Here is a 19,019-nt window from a genome sequence, read left to right as displayed (position 1 = left end):
ATGGTGATGGAGCCCTACAATCCCCCTCAGGATCCCTGGCTGGTCATCCTTTATCAGGATGAGCACATTATGGTGGTCAACAAGCCAAGCGGCCTGTTGTCCGTGCCGGGGCGTCTGGACGAGCACAAAGACAGCGTGATGACGCGTATTCAGCGCGATTATCCGCAGGCGGAGTCCGTCCATCGCCTCGACATGGCCACCAGCGGCGTGATTGTGGTGGCTCTGCATAAAGAAGCGGAACGCGAGCTGAAACGCCAGTTCCGCGAGCGCGAACCGAAAAAGCAGTACGTCGCGCGCGTCTGGGGCCATCCGGCAAGCGAAGAGGGTCTGGTCGATTTACCGCTGATCTGCGACTGGCCGAACCGGCCAAAGCAGAAGGTGTGCTATGAAACCGGCAAGGCGGCGCAAACCGAGTATGAAGTGCTGGAGTACGCGCCGGATAACACCGCGCGCGTCCTGCTTAAGCCGATTACCGGGCGCTCTCACCAGCTGCGCGTGCATATGCTCGCCCTGGGCCACCCGATTCTGGGAGACCGGTTTTACGCGCCGCCAGAAGCGCTTGCGCTGGCTCCGCGCCTGCAGCTGCATGCGCAGACCCTCACCATTACCCATCCGGTTTTTGGCAATGCGATGACCTTTAAGGCACCCGTGGACTTCTAAAAAAAAATGGCCCGATATCATCGGGCCACTTTTTTATTTAAAACCTTTTTGCTCTTTTATCAGCTCGTAGGCTTTCTGAATTTCCTGCGCTTTCTGCTTCGCCATCTCCATCATCTCTGGCGGTAAACCTTTCGCGACCAGCTTGTCCGGATGATGCTCGCTCATAAGCTTACGATAGGCACGCTTGATCGTGGTCTGATCGTCAGAAGGCTTTACGCCAAGCACGTTGCAGGCATCTTCCAGCGTCGGGCCACGCTGCGTCTGCTGCCAGCCGCCGCCGGAGGATTGCTGCTGGTAACCCCCGCCAAACTGCGCGCCACCCTGCATCATGCGCAGGAACTGGTCGAACTGCATGCGGGAGATCCCCAGCTCTTCAGCAATGACATATAAAACGTCCCGCTCATTGGGATGAAGGGAGCCATCGGCGAAGGCCGCCTGAATTTGAATCTCCAGAAACATCCGAATTAAATCAAAACGTCCGAAGCAGATGCTGCGGAACTGACGCATTTTTTCACGCAGCGGATAGTTATCCGCTTTACCGATACGAAACGCATTTTGCGCTGCCACGCGAGATTCACCGTGCAGATTCATGCGATCCATGAATACGCTGGCAATCTGAATATCGGCTTCGGTGACGCGCCCTTTTGATTTGGTTAAATGCCCCATCACCTCAAAGGTGGTGGAGAAAAAGAGCGACTGACGCTCGCGCTGGTTGGCGAACCAGGCCATTTTGCGGCTGCGTGCCTTATCAAACATATGGCCGATAATAAGGCCCAGTACCACGCCCCAAAAGCCAGCGCCCATGATTAATGCGAACGCAACGCCGATGATTTTACCCCAATACTGCATATACTCCCCGAATAGTCATGTTCCTGGTTCGACGCAACGCCATCATTACAGTGGTCGCGCCACGGTCAATTGAGGGACATCGCCTATAATTTGCATTATCATACTCGTCATTCGATAGCGAGCCTAACACTCTGGCACGCAAACGGGCAGGATTAACGCTGGTACTGCGCTGATGAGTAAGATAGTCTCTGAGCGTTTGTAAGCCGTAGCCACTGATGACGGAACAATAAAATACAACGTATGAAAAAACGTATCCCCACCCTCCTGGCCACAATGATTGGCGCCGCTCTGTACAGCCAACAGGGGCTGGCAGCCGATCTCGCCTCGCAATGTATGCTTGGCGTCCCAAGTTACGATCGTCCACTGGTTGAGGGCGATACGAATGACTTGCCGGTTACCATCAATGCCGACAGTGCGAAAGGTAATTATCCTGACAATGCCACCTTTACGGGCAATGTCGATATTAACCAGGGCAACAGCCGTCTGCAGGCAGATGAAGTGCAATTGCATCAGAAGCAACCAGAAGGTGCGGCTGCGCCAGTACGTACGGTGGATGCGCTGGGTAATGTGCACTATGACGACAACCAGGTCATCCTGAAAGGTCCGAAAGCCTGGTCAAATCTGAATACAAAAGATACCAACGTCTGGGAAGGTGATTACCAGATGGTGGGTCGTCAGGGGCGCGGTAAAGCTGACCTGATGAAACAGCGCGGTGAAAACCGCTATACGATTCTGGAAAACGGTTCCTTCACCTCCTGTCTGCCGGGCTCGAATACCTGGAGCGTGGTGGGCAGTGAAGTTATTCACGATCGTGAAGAACAGGTCGCGGAGATCTGGAACGCCCGCTTTAAGCTCGGCCCGGTCCCTGTTTTCTACAGCCCTTACCTGCAGCTTCCCGTGGGCGACAAACGACGTTCCGGTTTCCTGATCCCGAATGCCAAATACAGCACCTCGAACTACTTTGAGTTCTACCTGCCGTATTACTGGAACATCGCGCCAAACATGGATGCGACGATCACGCCGCACTATATCCATAAGCGCGGTAACATCATGTGGGAAAACGAGTTCCGCTATCTGACCAAAGCGGGTGCCGGTTTGATGGATTTTGATTATCTGCCATCGGACAAAGTCTTCCAGGACGAGCACCCAAGCGAAGGTGATAAACACCGCTGGATGTATTACTGGCAGCATGCCGGGGTGATGGATCAGGTCTGGCGCTTCAACGTCGACTATACCAAAGTTAGCGATCCGTATTATTTCAACGACTTTGACTCTAAATACGGTTCCAGTACGGACGGCTACGCCACGCAGAAATTCAGCGTGGGCTACGCCATTGAGAACTTTAACGCCACGGTGTCGACCAAGCAGTTCCAGGTCTTTAACACCCAAACGGCCAGTACCTATGGTGCTGAACCGCAGCTGGACGTCAACTGGTATCAGAACGATGTCGGTCCTTTCGACACCCGCGTCTACGCCCAGGCCGTGCACTTCGTCAACACCAACTCGGATATGCCAGAGGCTACGCGTCTTCACCTCGAACCAACCATTAACTTACCTTTGTCGAACGACTGGGCAAGCCTGAACACCGAAGCCAAACTGATGGCGACGCATTACCAGCAGAAAAATGTCGACTGGTACAACAATCGCTATGGCACCGATCTTGACGAATCGGTAAACCGTACGCTTCCTCAGTTCAAGATGGACGGGAAGCTGATTTTCGAACGTGATATGGGCCTGCTGTCTGATGGGTATACCCAGACGCTTGAGCCGCGTATGCAGTACCTGTACGTGCCTTATCGCGATCAGAGCAAAATTCAAAACTACGACTCGTCCTTCCTCCAGTCTGACTACAGCGGCCTGTTCCGCGACCGTACCTACGGCGGGCTTGACCGTATTGCGTCTGCTAACCAGTTGACGACCGGCGTCACAACGCGCGTTTATGATGAATCTGCCGTTGAACGTTTTAACGTTTCTGTTGGTCAAATCTACTATTTCACCGAGTCTCGTACCGGTGATGACGACATTAACTGGGAGAAAGACAACAAAACGGGTTCACTGGTGTGGGCAGGTGATACCTACTGGCGCATGACCGATCGTTGGGGTCTGCGCGGTGGTGTTCAGTACGACACTCGACTGGATAACATCGCGACGGGCAGTGCTGCCATTGAATACCGTCGTGATGAAGACCGTATGGTGCAGTTGACGTACCGTTATGCCAGCCCGGAATATATTCAGGCGACATTGCCGAACTACGCCAATGCTGACCAGTACAAAGATGGTATTTCGCAGGTGGGTGGCGCCGCGAGCTGGCCAATCGCCGATCGTTGGTCAATCGTCGGAGCCTACTACTATGACACGAATGCCCAAAAACCCGCTGACCAGATGCTAGGTCTGCAATATAACTCCTGCTGTTACGCGCTGCGTGTCGGCTACGAACGCAAACTTAACGGCTGGGATACTCAAAACAGTCAGGGCAAATACGATAACGTGATTGGCTTTAATGTCGAGCTGCGCGGCCTGAGTTCCAACTACGGTCTGGGCACGCAGCAGATGCTGCGCTCGAACATTCTGCCTTACCGCAGTTCCTTGTAATGTGCTTGATTTGCAACATAATCCGCTTTGCGGTTAATTGAAATGGAAAAAGTATGAAGAACTGGAAAACGCTGCTGCTCGGTGTCGCCATGGTTGCGAATACTAGCTTCGCGGCACCCCAGGTTGTTGATAAAGTCGCCGCTGTGGTTAACAACGGCGTCGTGCTTGAAAGTGACATTGACGGTTTAATGCAGTCTGTAAAGCTCAATTCGGGCCAGGCAGGTCAGCAGCTTCCGGATGACGCAACGCTGCGCCACCAGATCCTGGAACGTCTGATCATGGATCAGATCGTCCTGCAGATGGGTCAAAAAATGGGTGTGAAGGTTTCTGACGAGCAGCTCGATCAGGCGATCACGAACATTGCGAAACAGAACAACATGTCCCTGGACCAGATGCGCAGCCGTCTGGCCTATGATGGCATCAGCTACGCCACTTACCGTAATCAGATCCGTAAAGAGATGCTGATTTCAGAAGTACGTAACAACGAAGTGCGTCGCCGCGTCACCATCCTGCCTCAGGAAGTGGACGCGCTGGCTAAGCAGGTGGGTAACCAGAACGATGCCAGCACCGAACTGAACCTGAGCCACATTTTGATCCCGCTTCCGGAAAACCCAACCTCCGATCAGGCGGCTGAAGCGGAAAGCCAGGCGCGTTCTATTGTTGAGCAGGCGCGTAACGGCGGTGACTTTGGCAAGCTGGCCATCACCTATTCCGCTGACCAGCAGGCGCTGAAAGGCGGCCAGATGGGCTGGGGCCGTATTCAGGAACTGCCATCCCTCTTTGCCCAGGCGCTGAGCACGGCGAAGAAAGGGGACATCGTCGGTCCAATCCGTTCAGGTGTTGGCTTCCACATTCTGAAAGTGAACGATCTGCGCGGTCAGAGCCAGAGCATTTCCGTCACGGAAGTTCACGCTCGCCATATTCTGCTGAAACCGTCTCCGATCATGACTGACGATCAGGCGCGTGCGAAGCTGGAACAGATTGCAGCTGACATCAAGAGCGGCAAAACCTCCTTTGCGAATGCGGCAAAAGAGTTCTCTCAGGATCCAGGCTCTGCTAACCAGGGTGGCGATCTGGGCTGGGCTGCGGCCGATATCTACGATCCGGCTTTCCGCGACGCGTTGACGAGAATGAGCAAAGGTCAGCTGAGCGCACCTGTGCACTCTTCCTTCGGCTGGCATCTGATTGAACTGATGGATACCCGCAACGTCGATAAAACCGATGCAGCCCAGAAAGACAGAGCCTACCGTATGCTGTTCAACCGCAAATTCTCTGAAGAAGCGGCAACCTGGATGCAGGAACAACGCGCCAGCGCTTACGTGAAAGTGCTGAGCAACTGATGAAACAGCATCGTGTTGTGATCACGCCCGGCGAGCCCGCCGGGATTGGGCCTGACCTCGTCGTCCAGCTCGCCCAGCGCAATTGGCCGGTGGAACTGGTTGTCTGCGCAGATGCAACACTGTTACAAGACCGGGCAACATTGCTCGGTCTGCCTTTAACGCTCCTCCCTTATGTTGAAGGCCAGCAACCCGTTCCGCAGCAAGCGGGCACCCTCACGCTTCTGTCGGTTCCTCTTCGCACCCCTGTCGTCCCCGGTCAACTCAGCACTGAAAACGGGCGCTACGTTGTCGAGACGCTGGCGCGCGCCTGCGACGGCTGCCTGAACGGCGAGTTCGCGGCGCTGATCACCGGTCCGGTGCATAAAGGCGTTATCAACGACGCGGGGATCCCCTTTACCGGACACACCGAGTTCTTTGAAGAACGTTCGCACAGTCCGAAAGTGGTGATGATGCTGGCGACGGAAGAGATGCGTGTCGCGCTGGTGACAACCCATCTGCCCATCAAAGCCATTCCTGATGCCATCACCCCTGAACTCCTGCGCGAGATCATCGGGATTTTGCATCACGATCTGCAGACGAAATTTGGCATCCCGCAGCCGCACGTGCTGGTTTGTGGCCTGAATCCGCATGCTGGCGAAGGCGGACACATGGGCACCGAAGAGATCGACACCATCATTCCGGTGCTCAACGAAATGCGGGAAAAAGGGATGAACCTCAGCGGGCCACTGCCTGCAGACACCCTTTTCCAGCCCAAATACCTGGATAATGCCGACGCCGTGCTCGCGATGTACCACGATCAGGGCCTCCCCGTGCTAAAATACCAGGGCTTTGGCCGCGGCGTGAATATCACCCTCGGTTTACCCTTTATTCGAACGTCCGTTGACCACGGTACTGCGCTGGATCTGGCAGGCCAGGGGAAAGCGGATGTCGGCAGTTTTATTACGGCGCTTAATCTCGCCATCAAAATGATTGTTAATACTCAATGACTAATCGAGTCCATCAGGGCCACTTAGCCCGTAAACGTTTCGGGCAAAACTTCCTTAACGATCAGTTCGTGATCGAAAGCATTGTCTCGGCTATTAATCCGCAAAAAGGTCAGGCGATGGTCGAAATCGGCCCGGGCCTTGCCGCACTGACCGAGCCAGTAGGCGAACGCCTTGACGAACTCACGGTTATCGAGCTGGACCGCGATCTGGCCGCACGCCTGCAAACACATCCGTTCCTCGGGCCGAAGTTGACCATTTATCAGCAGGATGCCATGACCATGAACTTTGGCGAACTGTCAGAGAAAATGGGCCAGCCGCTGCGCGTGTTCGGTAACCTGCCGTACAACATTTCCACCCCGCTGATGTTCCACCTGTTTAGCTATACTGATGCCATTGCCGACATGCACTTCATGTTGCAAAAAGAGGTTGTTAACCGTCTGGTTGCAGGCCCGAACAGTAAAGCGTATGGTCGTTTAAGCGTGATGGCACAATATTACTGCAACGTGATCCCGGTACTCGAAGTACCGCCGTCAGCGTTCACACCGCCACCGAAAGTAGACTCTGCGGTTGTGCGCCTTGTGCCGCACAAAACGAAGCCGTACCCGGTAAAAGATCTGCGTGTACTGAGCCGCGTCACCACCGAGGCCTTTAACCAGCGTCGTAAAACGATCCGTAACAGCCTGAGCAACTCATTTACCGTTGAGGTGTTAGCCGAGCTGGGGATCGACCCGGCAATGCGAGCGGAGAACATTTCCGTAGAGCAGTACTGCAAGCTGGCTAATTACATCAGCGAAAATGCGCCGCCGAAGGAGAGTTAAGCCATGATTGATTCGCCCCGCGTATGTGTCCATGTACAAAGCGTCTATGTTGAATCGCAGTCCTCACCGGATGAAGAACGTTTTGTCTTTGCTTACACCGTGACCATCCGCAATCTGGGGCGGATGCCCGTGCAGCTGCGCGGGCGCTATTGGCTTATCACGAACGGCAATGGTCGTGAAATTGAAGTCCAGGGCGAAGGCGTGGTGGGTGAACAACCGCATATCGCTCCTGGCGAAGAGTATCAGTACACCAGCGGCGCGGTAATCGAAACGCCAATGGGTACCATGCAAGGCCATTATGAAATGGTCGACGTCGATGGCAATGGCTTCCGCGTTGCCATTCCCGTATTCCGTCTCGCCGTTACAACATTCATTCATTAATCCAATGTCTACATATCTGATTGGCGACGTTCACGGTTGCTACGATGAACTGATCGCATTATTAAAGCAGGTCGACTTTACGCCAGGACAGGACATGCTGTGGCTGACGGGCGATTTAGTGGCGCGTGGCCCGGGCTCCCTTGAGGTTTTACGTTTTGTTAAATCACTGGGCGACAGCGTGCGCATGGTTCTGGGCAATCACGATCTGCATCTGCTGGCGGTATTCGCCGGGATCAGCCGCAATAAACCGAAAGATCGTATTACCTCCCTGCTTGAAGCACCGGACGCGGACGATCTGATCAACTGGCTGCGTCGTCAGCCGCTGCTGCAGATCGATGAAGAGAAAAAGCTGGTCATGGCCCATGCCGGGATCACGCCACAATGGGATCTCGAGACGGCAAAAGCCTGCGCGCGCGATGTTGAGGCGGTACTGGCAAGCGACTCGTATCCTTTCTTCCTCGATGCCATGTACGGCGATATGCCCAACCACTGGAGCGAGGATCTCAGCGGTCTGGCCCGTCTGCGTTTTATCACCAACGCCTTCACCCGCATGCGTTTCTGCTTCCCGAACGGACAGCTGGACATGTATTCCAAAGAGACGCCGGAAAGCGCGCCTGCACCGCTGAAACCGTGGTTTGCCATTCCGGGACCGGTGACAAGCGAGTACAGCGTCGTGTTTGGTCACTGGGCGGCGCTGGAAGGTAAAGGGACGCCGGAAGGGATCTACGGTCTTGATACCGGATGCTGCTGGGGTGGGGAGTTAACCTGCTTACGGTGGGAAGATAAAACGTACTTCGTACAGCCGTCCAACCGACAGCTGGACTTAGGAGAAGGTGAGGCTGTCGCCTCCTGATAATTGCCCCTCACCCCAAGGGGGCGAGGGGGAAAAGACCGCACCGAACAGTCCCCTCTCCCCTTTGGGGTGTACGGTCCGGGGACATAGTGAACACTTGTTCGGGGACATGGTAGACACTTACAACTAAGGCATAAGAACCCGTTTATGGAGTCGCTTATGCCCTGGGATGCGAGAGATACCATGTCATTACGTACCGAGTTTGTTTTGTTCGCCTCGCAGGACGGGGCGAACATCCGTTCCCTCTGCCGTCGCTTCGGCATTTCACCGGCCACCGGCTACAAGTGGCTTCGCCGCTGGGCGGAGGAAGGGGCTGCCGGCCTTCAGGACCGCCCGCGCATACCGCACCATTCCCCTAACCGCTCATCTGACGACATCACTGCCCTGCTGCGTATGGCCCATGACCGCCATCAACGCTGGGGCGCACGCAAGATAAAGCGCTGGCTCGAAGACCAGGGGCACACCATGCCCGCCTTCAGCACCGTCCATAACCTGATGGCCCGTCACGGCCTGCTGCCGGGCACTTCACCGGGCATTCCCGCCACGGGACGCTTCGAACACGACGCGCCGAACCGCCTCTGGCAGATGGACTTTAAGGGCCACTTTCCCTTTGGCGGTGGCCGCTGCCATCCGCTCACCCTCCTGGACGACCATTCCCGTTTTTCCCTGTGCCTGGCGCACTGTACCGATGAACGGCGCGAGACCGTGCAGCAGCAACTGGTCAGCGTGTTTGAACGTTACGGCCTGCCGGACCGGATGACGATGGACAACGGCTCACCGTGGGGAGACACCACCGGCACCTGGACGGCGCTGGAGCTGTGGCTGATGCGCCACGGTATCCGGGTGGGGCATTCCCGGCCTTATCATCCGCAGACGCAGGGCAAGCTGGAGCGTTTTCACCGCAGCCTGAAGGCGGAAGTGCTGCAGGGCAAGTGGTTCGCGAGCGAGGGTGAACTGCAGCGCGCCTTCGACCACTGGCGGACGGTGTACAACCTTGAACGCCCGCATGAGGCGCTGGATATGGCGGTACCGGGCTCGCGGTATAAGCCGTCTGCACGACAATACAGCGGCAACACCACGCCCCCGGAATACGACGAGGGCGTGATGGTCAGGAAAGTGGATATCAGCGGAAAGCTGAGCGTGAAAGGGGTAAGTCTGAGCGCAGGCAAGGCGTTCAGGGGAGAACGGGTCGGGCTGAAGGAGACGCAGGAAGACGGCAGCTACGAGGTGTGGTGGTACAGCACGAAAGTGGGGGTGCTCGACCTGAAGAAAAAGTCGATCACCATGGGTAAAGGATGTTAAAAAGTGTTCACCATGTCCCCGAACACCTGTCTACCATGTCCCCGGACCGTACAGGGGAGAGGGTTAGGGTGAGGGGGACATCACTTAACGACGTTCCAGAATTTCGAAGCAGTAGCTATGTGAGTTCTGTGCATCCGCGTCGTGGAATTCGCTGAATACCGATTCCCACTCGTCCGGATCGTAATCCGGGAAATGGGTATCCCCTTCCACTTCCGCATCAATGTGGGTCAGATACAATTTCTGCGCTTTAGGCAGGAACTGCTCATACACGCGTCCGCCGCCGATCACCATGATCTCTTCAGCATCACCACAGGCGGCAATCGCTTCATCAACGGATTTCACCCATTGCACGCGATCGTCAGTGCCTGGCCGGCTACTGATCACAATATTCTTACGGCCCGGTAATGGACGACCAATCGACTCCCAGGTCAGGCGGCCCATCACTACCGGCTTGTTTAACGTCGTACGTTTAAACCATGCGAGATCGGCAGGCAGGTTCCACGGCATGGCATTTTCCATGCCGATAACGCGGTCTACCGCCAGCGCTGCAATCAGACTGATCATTGAAAATTTCCCGGATGCAAAAAATTGCCGCCACTATACGGAAAGCTTAATCTTTCGTCGACTGGCGGCAGGGTAAAGAAACAGAAATTTTTTAATATTGCTGGCAACTCCACTTCACGCGGACGGTTTACTTTCCGGTTCATCCTGAGGATCCCCGGTGTGCTTGCCCTCTTCCGTTCCCTGCCAGCCGTGACGCTGGGTAAGCGACAGGTGATTGCGGTCCTCGTTAATAATTTCAGTCAGCATCGCGCTGGTACGTTTAAACACGGCTGCCCGGTCTGAAGCCGTGCTGCTCGCCATCTCCACCATCTCCTCGACCATTCCGGTGTTAAAGCGGCGGAACAGATCGGCACGCTCACGCGCCTCATACGCCCCCAGCCCCAGGCTTTCCAGCGCCATTCGACCAGATTTAAGCGCACCTTCGAAGGTTTCACGCTCCGGCGCTACGACGCCAGCCTGTCGCAGCTGGATATAGTGATCCACATCGCGCGCGCGGGAGATAATCGTCAGGTCAGGGAAATGCTCTTTGACCAACTCAACCAGCTGCAGACTGGTTTGCGGATCGTCAATGGCGTTGATCAGCACCTCGGCTTTCGCAGCCCCGGCCGACTCCAGCAAATCGACGCGGGTAGCATCACCATAGAATACTTTCATATCGAATTTACGCAGGGTTTCTACGTGGTCAGGATCGTGATCGAGAATGACCATTTTAACGCCGCTGGAGAGCAGCAAACGGCCGGTGATCTGCCCGAAGCGCCCGAACCCGGCGACGATCACCCGCGGCTGTTCTTCGTCGATCTCATCGGCTTCACGCCCCTGTTCGCTGTCCGATTTTTCCAGACGCGTCAGCAGCACCAGCAGGATAGGCGTGGCGGCCATCGATAATGCCACGGCCAGCGTTAACGCTTTGGCCCACTCGGGATCGAGCACCTTCGCCATCTGCGCTGCACCAAACACCACAAATGCGAATTCACTCCCCTGTCCCAGCAGCGCGGCAAACCAGCGACGTTGTTTACCTGGCACCTTCAGCGGACGGGCAACCAGCCACAGTACCGCCATTTTAATGGCCAGGAAACCCACCAGCAGGATAACAATCCGCAGCGGATGGGTGGCCAGCGTGCCGAAGTCGACGGACATCCCGACGCCGATGAAAAACAGCCCCAGCAGCAAGCCTTTAAACGGCTCGATATCGCTTTCCAGCGCGTGGCGGTATTCGGAGCTTGCCAGCAGAACGCCTGCCAGGAAGGCGCCCATTGCCATCGACAGCCCGGCTTCTTCCAGCAGCAGACCGAAGCCAAACACCAGGAATAACGCAACGGCACTGAACACTTCGCGCAGGCCCGAGCGCGCAACAAAGCGCAGCAGTGGACGGGTGACGTATCGGCCAAGCAGGACCACCAGCATCAGAGCACCGACGACTTTCAGCGCCGAAAGTGCAAATGCGCCAAGCGTCGTTGATGCTCCGCTGGCGGCCAGCAGCGGGATCATCGCCACCAGCGGAATGGCGGCAATGTCCTGGAACAGCAGCACCGAGAACGCGCTGCGGCCCATCCGGGAGACCGTAAGGTTACGCTCATTCATCGCCTGCATGGCAATGGCCGTTGAGGAGAGCGCCAGCGTCATGCCGATGAGCTCTGCCACTTTCCAGTCCATCCCCAGCAGGATGCAGAACCCGCCCAGCAGCAGGCCGCAGGCCACCATTTGCAACGCACCACCGCCAAATACCGAGGCGCGAAGCTTCCACAAGCGCTGCGGATCCAGTTCCAGACCAATCACAAACAGCATCAGCACCACGCCAATTTCAGCGAAATGCAGTATCGCTTCAGCATCGGTGACCAGACGAAGGCCCCACGGTCCAATCACGCACCCGGCAATCAGATAGCCGAGCACTGACCCCAGCCCCAGTCGAACCGCCACAGGGACAATCAGTGCCGCCGCGCCGAGATAAATCAGTGCCTGTATCAGCGTATGGCTATCCATTGTGCGTCTCCTGCCACTCAAGTAAGCGTTGTTTGTAGTGGCGAGCCTGTGCCTGCAAGGTTTCATCGTCGCAAATAAAGGTACAGTGCATCGCAAAAGGAGGCAGCCAGTTCAAGCCACAATAGAGCGCGGTCGCCTGTAGCGGCTGCGCCAGCACCTCAAAGCCGGGGAAGGAGCCGATATCAAAGTGGCTTTCACCGCCGCCGGTCGTCACGGCCCACATCAGGCTTTTCCCCTTCAGCGCATGACCGTTATGACCATATGCCCAACCGTGAGAGAAGACTTTATCGATCCACAGCTTCAACAGCGGAGGCGTGCTGTACCACTGCATTGGATGCTGCCAGATAATCAGATCGGCACGAGAAAGCGCCTCCTGTTCGGCGGCGATATCGATATTAAAATCGGGATAGAGTTGATAGAGGGAACGTATCTCTACGTTATCAAGCGTCCTTACCTGCTCAAGCATCCGCTTATTCGCATGCGAGTGCTGCGGATACGGATGGGCGTAAATTATGAGTATCATTGATTAGCCTGTTGTTACTGCTTTCTTTTAACAAAAGAGTGTAGTCAGTAATTCAACAGGCTAATAGTGAATATTATTGACGGGCTTAGGTCAGAATTCTGAATTAGTTATCCAGCTCACCCATGGATTTCACCTGGTCGCGGTTAATCTGCTCGGTTTGACCGGTTTCGGCGTTTTTATATGACACCAGACCGGTATCATCATCCACCTGAGGTTTGCCGTCGGTGACGATGGTGCGGCCGTCGGTGGTTTTAACTGCCTGATTAGACGAACAGCCCGCAACGGTAAACATTGCAGTGGCAGCCAGAACGGAAGCGATCAGTAATTTATTTTGCATGGTGTTTTCCCCTGCTCTCAGTTGAATTTCGTTATCGACCTAACCATTTTAGGCTAACTGACTGAAAGCGGATGAAAAACCAGAAGGTTCTGAAGATGGGGAGAATGCCCGGCAACCGAACGGCACCGGGCATGTGAACTTACTTGCTAATCTGCGCGTGCATTTCCTGCACTGAAATCACCTTCTCGGTGGCATCCGCGTTCAGCGCCATGGCCGTCGCGAAACCGCCGTTCAGGGTGGTGTCGTAGTGCACTTTGTACTGCAGCGCGCTGCGGCGAATCAGCTTGGAATCTTCAATCGCCTGGCGGCCTGCGGTGGTGTTGATGATGTAGGTGTATTCGCCATTCTTGATACGGTCCTGAATGTGCGGACGACCTTCATGCACCTTGTTCACCAGACGCGGGTTGATACCGGCTTCACCCAGCACAATCGCCGTACCGTGGGTGGCATCCAGCTCGAAGCCCTGTTTCAGCAGCTTGGCAGCCAGGTCAACCACGCGCTCTTTGTCGCCTTCGCGAACGGAGAGCAGCGCACGGCCTGATTTTCTCATGGTGGAGCTACTGCCCAGCTGCGCCTTCGCGAACGCTTCTGCGAAGGTGCGGCCCACGCCCATCACTTCCCCGGTAGAGCGCATTTCTGGCCCTAACAGCGGGTCAACGCCAGGGAATTTGTTGAACGGCAGCACCACTTCTTTCACCGAGTAGTACGGTGGGATAATCTCTTTGGTCACACCCTGCTGCGCCAGCGTCTGGCCCGCCATCACGCGCGCCGCCACTTTCGCCAGCGGGACGCCGGTGGCTTTGGAGACGAACGGTACGGTACGTGCCGCACGCGGGTTCACTTCAATCAGGTAGACTTCGTTGTCTTTCACCGCGAACTGGACGTTCATCAGGCCGCGAACCTGCAGCTCGAAGGCCAGCTTCTGCACCTGCTGGCGCATCACGTCCTGAATCTCCTGGCTCAGGGTGTACGCTGGCAGAGAACAAGCGGAGTCACCGGAGTGCACGCCCGCCTGCTCGATGTGCTCCATGATGCCGCCAATCAGCACCATTTCGCCGTCGCAGATGGCGTCAACGTCCACTTCTACCGCGTCGTCGAGGAAGCGGTCGAGCAGCACTGGCGCATCGTTCGACACGCTCACTGCAGTCTGGAAGTAACGGCGCAGGTCGGCTTCGTCGTAGACGATTTCCATCGCGCGGCCGCCCAGCACGTAGGAAGGACGCACCACCAGCGGGTAGCCTATGTCTTTCGCCTTCTCAACGGCCATTTCAATGGCGGTCACGGTGGCGTTCGCAGGCTGCTTCAGCTTCAGACGGTCAACCGCCTGCTGGAAACGCTCGCGGTCTTCCGCACGGTCAATCGCGTCCGGGCTGGTGCCGATAACCGGCACGCCTGCTGCTTCCAGCGCGCGCGCCAGTTTCAGCGGGGTCTGGCCGCCGTATTGCACGATAACGCCTTTTGGCTTCTCGATACGCACGATTTCCAGCACGTCTTCCAGCGTCACCGGCTCGAAGTAGAGGCGGTCAGAGGTGTCGTAGTCGGTCGATACGGTTTCCGGGTTACAGTTGACCATGATGGTCTCGTAACCGTCTTCACGCAGCGCCAGGGAGGCGTGCACGCAGCAGTAGTCGAACTCAATGCCCTGGCCGATACGGTTTGGACCGCCACCCAGCACCATAATCTTGTCGCGGTCGACGGACGGATTCGCTTCGCACTCGTCTTCATAGGTGGAGTACATGTAGGCGGTGTCAGTTGAGAACTCTGCCGCACAGGTGTCCACGCGCTTGTAGACCGGGTGCAGGTCGTACTGGTCGCGCAGCTTGCGGATTTCCGCTTCACGTACGCCCGCCAGCTTAGCCAGACGCGCATCGGCGAAGCCTTTACGCTTCAGCACGCGCAGGAAGTCAGCGTCCAGACCGGTGATGCCCAGCTCAGCGACCTGTTCTTCCAGACGCACCAGCTCTTCAATCTGCACCAGGAACCAGCGGTCGATGTTGGTCAGGTTGAACACGCCGTCGACGGACAGGCCCGCACGGAAGGCATCGGCGATGTACCAGATACGTTCTGCGCCTGCGTCTTTCAGCTCGCGGCGGATTTTGGTCAGCGCTTCCGGGTCGTCCAGGCTCACTTTCGGGTCGAAGCCGGTCGCGCCCACTTCGAGGCCGCGCAGCGCTTTCTGCAGGGATTCCTGCTGCGTGCGGCCAATCGCCATCACTTCACCGACAGATTTCATTTGGGTGGTCAGACGGTCGTTCGCGCCCGCAAATTTCTCGAAGTTAAAGCGAGGAATTTTGGTCACAACGTAGTCGATGGACGGTTCAAAGGAGGCAGGCGTGCGGCCACCGGTGATGTCGTTCATCAGCTCGTCGAGGGTATAACCCACCGCCAGTTTCGCCGCCACTTTCGCAATCGGGAAGCCGGTCGCTTTAGAGGCCAGCGCGGAGGAACGGGACACGCGCGGGTTCATTTCGATAACAATCAGACGGCCGGTTTTCGGGTTCACGGAGAACTGTACGTTAGAACCGCCGGTTTCCACGCCGATTTCACGCAGTACCGCCATCGAGGCGTTACGCATGATTTGATACTCTTTGTCGGTCAGGGTCTGGGCTGGCGCAACGGTGATGGAGTCACCGGTGTGGATACCCATCGCATCGAAGTTTTCGATGGAGCAGACGATGATGCAGTTGTCGTTTTTATCACGCACCACTTCCATCTCGTACTCTTTCCAGCCAATCAGCGATTCATCAATCAGCAGCTCTTTGGTTGGGGAGAGATCCAGACCGCGTTCGCAAATCTCTTCGAACTCTTCGCGGTTGTAGGCGATACCGCCGCCGGTGCCGCCCATGGTGAAGGATGGACGAATGATGCACGGATAGCCCACGTCAGCCGCGACGGCCAGCGCTTCTTCCATGTTGTGTGCGATACCGGAACGCGCGGTGTCGAGGCCGATTTTCTTCATTGCCACGTCGAAGCGGCGACGGTCTTCTGCTTTATCAATCGCGTCGGCTGTCGCGCCAATCATGGTCACGCCGAACTCGGCCAGCACGCCCTGACGCTCCAGCTCCAGCGCGCAGTTCAGCGCCGTCTGGCCGCCCATGGTTGGCAGCACCGCGTCCGGACGCTCTTTCTCGATGATTTTACGCACCACTTCCCAGTTAATCGGCTCGATGTAAGTTGCATCAGCCATTTCCGGGTCGGTCATGATGGTCGCCGGGTTAGAGTTCACCAGGATAACGCGGTAACCCTCTTCACGCAGGGCTTTACACGCCTGCGCGCCGGAGTAATCGAATTCGCAGGCCTGGCCGATGACGATCGGGCCAGCGCCAAGGATCAGGATGCTTTTTATGTCTGTACGTTTTGGCATTGTCTTCTCGGCTCCTGATTATTTAGCGGTCTTACGGTATTGCTCGATAAGTTCGATGAAGTGATCGAACAGCGGCGCGGCGTCGTGTGGGCCCGGGCTGGCTTCAGGGTGGCCCTGGAAGCTGAACGCTGGCTTATCGGTACGATGAATGCCCTGAAGGGTGCCATCGAACAGCGACTTATGGGTCACGCGCAGGTTAGCCGGCATAGAGGCTTCATCGACGGCAAAGCCGTGGTTCTGCGCGGTGATCATCACCGTGTTGTTATCGATGTCCTTCACCGGGTGGTTACCACCGTGGTGGCCGAACTTCATCTTAACGGTGTTCGCACCGCTCGCCAGCGCCAGCAGCTGATGGCCAAGGCAGATGCCGAATACCGGGATGTCGGTTTCCAGGAAGGACTTGATGGCGGCGATGGCGTAATCGCACGGCGCCGGGTCACCAGGACCGTTGGACAGGAAAATACCGTCCGGATTCATCTTCAGCACGTCTTCGGCAGACGTTTGTGCCGGCACCACCGTCAGGCGGCAGCCGCGGTCAACCAACATGCGCAGGATGTTGCGCTTGGCACCGAAATCGTAGGCCACCACGTGGAACGGCAGCTCGCTCTCTTTTTTCGCTTCCGGCAGGTCGCCTTCAAGCGTCCAGCTACCCTGCGTCCAGCTGTAGGCCTCAGCGGTAGTCACTTCTTTCGCCAGGTCCATGCCGTTCAGGCCCGGGAAGGCTTTCGCTTTTTCCAGCGCCAGCGTCGCATCGAGGTTGTCACCCGCGATGATACAACCGTTCTGTGCACCCTTCTCGCGCAGCAGACGCGTTAACTTACGGGTATCGATATCGGCAATCGCCACAATGTTATGGCGCTTCAGGTAAGAAGAGAGGTCTTCGGTATTGCGGAAGTTGCCGGCAATCAGCGGCAGGTCGCGGATGACCAGGCCTTGCGCATGTACCTGAGAAGATTCTTCGTCAGCAGCATTGGTGCCGACATTGCCGATATGAGGATAAGTAAGAGTAACGATTTGGCGAGAATAGGAAGGATCAGTGAGGATTTCTTGATAACCGGTCATTGAAGTATTGAAAACGACTTCCCCAACCGCCGAACCTGTTGCCCCTATGGCCCGACCGATAAACTGGGTTCCGTCTTCCAGAACCAATAGCGCTGACTTAATCAAAACACCCTCCAGAGAATATTCACTCACTTTATTTGCATATTAATTCACAACCACGTCATAAATCAATGCAAATGTGTTGCCAGCGGATTTTTGGCAAACGGCGGCATTCTGGGGATTTGGTGGGTAAAAGTCAACTCAAAACGGATATTTTGTTTATTCTTTTGCGAGCCTGGCGGCTGGAATGCGATTTAACGGGCAAAAAGATCAGGCAAATCATTCTGGAAAACGCTTGCGCGGTAAGTTTAATGGGAATTTCGTGCGCGGGGTAATAAAAAGTGGACCATATGGTCAAAATTTACAATTGCGCAACGTAAAACAGAGAGAAGAGATATTGTTTTAAGGCTTTAACAGAATAACACTAACAAAGAAGTTAAAATAAAAGGGCAATAAATTATTGCCCTATGCAATCAATACATTACGACTGCAATAACCACATCACGATGGGTAATAATGCTTACAAATTGTTGAGATCGAGTACATCTCGCATATCAAAAAGACCATTACGCTTGCCTTTCAACCACAACGCGGAGCGAACTGCGCCATTTGCAAATGTCATTCGGCTAGATGCCTTATGCGTGATCTCTACGCGTTCGCCGATATCGGCGAACATCGCGGTATGTTCGCCGACGATATCGCCTGCTCGCACAGTTGCGAAACCAATGGTTCCCGGAACGCGTTCGCCCGTATGACCTTCGCGAGAATAGACCGCGATGTCTTTTAAGTCTTTATCCATTGCATAAGCAATCGCTTCGCCCATTGCCAGCGCCGTACCTGATGGCGCGTCGACTTTATAGCGGTGATGCGCTTCAACAATCTCAATGTCGGTATAGTCGCCCATCACTTTCGCCGCCTTTTCCAGCAGCTTCAGCATCACGTTAACGCCTACGCTAAAGTTGGCAGCGAAGACGATCGCAATCTCGTTTGATGCCTCCTGAATGGCTTGTTTACCCGCGTCGTCAAAACCGGTAGTACCAATCACCATCCCTTTACCGTTCTGACGGCAAAACGCCAGGTGATTCAATGTGCCTTCAGGGCGCGTGAAATCGATGAACACGTCAAAGTCATCTTTTACCGCCTCCAGGCTGCTCTGCACGGTTACGCCCGTGTGGCCTGCGCCCGCCAACTCACCCGCATCGGTGCCAAGTAGTGACGAACCTGCACGTTCCAGCGCCGCGCCAAGTGCCACACCATCCATCTGTAGCGCCGCCTGAATCAGCTGACGGCCCATACGTCCACCCGCGCCCGCAATAGCGACACGGATCTGTGCATCATGCATAGTTATTCTCTTACGTTAAAATGATGT

At 55.8% G+C, this 19,019-nt stretch carries 16 protein-coding genes; 8 read left to right on the top strand and 8 right to left on the bottom strand.

Annotated features, from left to right (window positions below; all coding sequences use genetic code 11):
• Positions 1-660: a bifunctional tRNA pseudouridine(32) synthase/23S rRNA pseudouridine(746) synthase RluA gene (gene rluA, locus ACOQH0_RS03510; protein WP_220120389.1), complete on the top strand. Its 660-nt coding sequence runs from the start codon at positions 1-3 to the stop codon at positions 658-660.
• Positions 661-693: 33 nt separating this feature from the next.
• On the opposite strand, the gene djlA is transcribed toward rluA, so the two are convergent.
• On the bottom strand, positions 694-1,509 hold the full coding sequence (gene djlA / locus ACOQH0_RS03505) for a co-chaperone DjlA (RefSeq protein WP_100165493.1): 816 nt from the start codon (positions 1,507-1,509) through the stop codon (positions 694-696).
• Positions 1,510-1,749: 240 nt separating this feature from the next.
• Between djlA and lptD the strand changes: the two genes are divergently transcribed.
• From lptD to ACOQH0_RS03470, 7 genes are all read left to right on the top strand, one after another.
• The gene (lptD, locus tag ACOQH0_RS03500) at positions 1,750-4,101 is read left to right on the top strand and encodes an LPS assembly protein LptD (protein ID WP_421511550.1); all 2,352 of its coding nucleotides are present in this window, start codon (positions 1,750-1,752) and stop codon (positions 4,099-4,101) included.
• A 53-nt stretch (positions 4,102-4,154) separates the two neighbouring features.
• Positions 4,155-5,441, top strand: coding sequence for a peptidylprolyl isomerase SurA (gene surA / locus ACOQH0_RS03495; RefSeq protein WP_218308537.1), 1,287 nt, complete (start codon positions 4,155-4,157; stop codon positions 5,439-5,441).
• Positions 5,441-6,427 carry a 4-hydroxythreonine-4-phosphate dehydrogenase PdxA gene (gene pdxA / locus ACOQH0_RS03490; RefSeq protein WP_421511549.1) on the top strand — a complete coding sequence of 329 codons (987 nt, stop codon included), beginning with the start codon at positions 5,441-5,443 and terminating at the stop codon, positions 6,425-6,427. Before surA ends, pdxA begins: the two co-directional genes overlap by 1 nt.
• On the top strand, positions 6,424-7,245 hold the full coding sequence (gene rsmA, locus ACOQH0_RS03485) for a 16S rRNA (adenine(1518)-N(6)/adenine(1519)-N(6))-dimethyltransferase RsmA (RefSeq protein WP_010427042.1): 822 nt from the start codon (positions 6,424-6,426) through the stop codon (positions 7,243-7,245). Before pdxA ends, rsmA begins: the two co-directional genes overlap by 4 nt.
• 3 nt (positions 7,246-7,248) lie before the next feature.
• Positions 7,249-7,626 carry a Co2+/Mg2+ efflux protein ApaG gene (gene apaG, locus ACOQH0_RS03480; RefSeq protein WP_089599206.1) on the top strand — a complete coding sequence of 126 codons (378 nt, stop codon included), beginning with the start codon at positions 7,249-7,251 and terminating at the stop codon, positions 7,624-7,626.
• 4 nt (positions 7,627-7,630) lie between these two features.
• Positions 7,631-8,479: a bis(5'-nucleosyl)-tetraphosphatase (symmetrical) ApaH gene (gene apaH / locus ACOQH0_RS03475; RefSeq protein WP_421511547.1), complete on the top strand. Its 849-nt coding sequence runs from the start codon at positions 7,631-7,633 to the stop codon at positions 8,477-8,479.
• A 159-nt stretch (positions 8,480-8,638) separates the two neighbouring features.
• A complete protein-coding gene (locus tag ACOQH0_RS03470) occupies positions 8,639-9,781 on the top strand; it encodes an IS481 family transposase (protein ID WP_421511161.1) in 1,143 nt (380 codons plus the stop codon).
• Positions 9,782-9,865: 84 nt separating this feature from the next.
• Here ACOQH0_RS03470 and folA read toward each other — a convergent pair whose 3' ends face one another.
• The 7 genes from folA to dapB all read right to left on the bottom strand — a co-directional run bounded on the left by folA (position 9,866) and on the right by dapB (position 18,992).
• Positions 9,866-10,345, bottom strand: coding sequence for a type 3 dihydrofolate reductase (gene folA, locus ACOQH0_RS03465; protein WP_421511546.1), 480 nt, complete (start codon positions 10,343-10,345; stop codon positions 9,866-9,868).
• A 114-nt stretch (positions 10,346-10,459) separates the two neighbouring features.
• Positions 10,460-12,325, bottom strand: coding sequence for a glutathione-regulated potassium-efflux system protein KefC (kefC, locus tag ACOQH0_RS03460; RefSeq protein ID WP_421511545.1), 1,866 nt, complete (start codon positions 12,323-12,325; stop codon positions 10,460-10,462).
• The gene (kefF, locus tag ACOQH0_RS03455; RefSeq protein ID WP_010427046.1) at positions 12,318-12,848 is read right to left on the bottom strand and encodes a glutathione-regulated potassium-efflux system oxidoreductase KefF; all 531 of its coding nucleotides are present in this window, start codon (positions 12,846-12,848) and stop codon (positions 12,318-12,320) included. Before kefF ends, kefC begins: the two co-directional genes overlap by 8 nt.
• 103 nt (positions 12,849-12,951) lie before the next feature.
• On the bottom strand, positions 12,952-13,185 hold the full coding sequence (locus ACOQH0_RS03450) for a YgdI/YgdR family lipoprotein (protein WP_010427047.1): 234 nt from the start codon (positions 13,183-13,185) through the stop codon (positions 12,952-12,954).
• A gap of 139 nt (positions 13,186-13,324) precedes the next feature.
• Positions 13,325-16,549, bottom strand: a complete 3,225-nt coding sequence (gene carB / locus ACOQH0_RS03445) for a carbamoyl-phosphate synthase large subunit (RefSeq protein ID WP_421511543.1) — start codon at positions 16,547-16,549, stop codon at positions 13,325-13,327.
• An 18-nt stretch (positions 16,550-16,567) separates the two neighbouring features.
• Positions 16,568-17,716: a glutamine-hydrolyzing carbamoyl-phosphate synthase small subunit gene (gene carA, locus ACOQH0_RS03440; protein ID WP_421511542.1), complete on the bottom strand. Its 1,149-nt coding sequence runs from the start codon at positions 17,714-17,716 to the stop codon at positions 16,568-16,570.
• Positions 17,717-18,170: 454 nt separating this feature from the next.
• Entirely contained in the window at positions 18,171-18,992 is an 822-nt protein-coding gene (dapB, locus tag ACOQH0_RS03435; RefSeq protein WP_421511541.1) for a 4-hydroxy-tetrahydrodipicolinate reductase, read from the bottom strand.
• Between the last annotated feature and the right edge of the window lie 27 nt (positions 18,993-19,019).

Origin of the sequence: Enterobacter sp. JS8-1, assembly GCF_049187015.1 — a bacterium.
Classification (GTDB): domain Bacteria; phylum Pseudomonadota; class Gammaproteobacteria; order Enterobacterales; family Enterobacteriaceae; genus Enterobacter; species Enterobacter mori.
The sequence above is the reverse complement of the archived record's forward strand: the minus strand, read 5'-3'. Positions and strand labels throughout refer to the sequence as shown.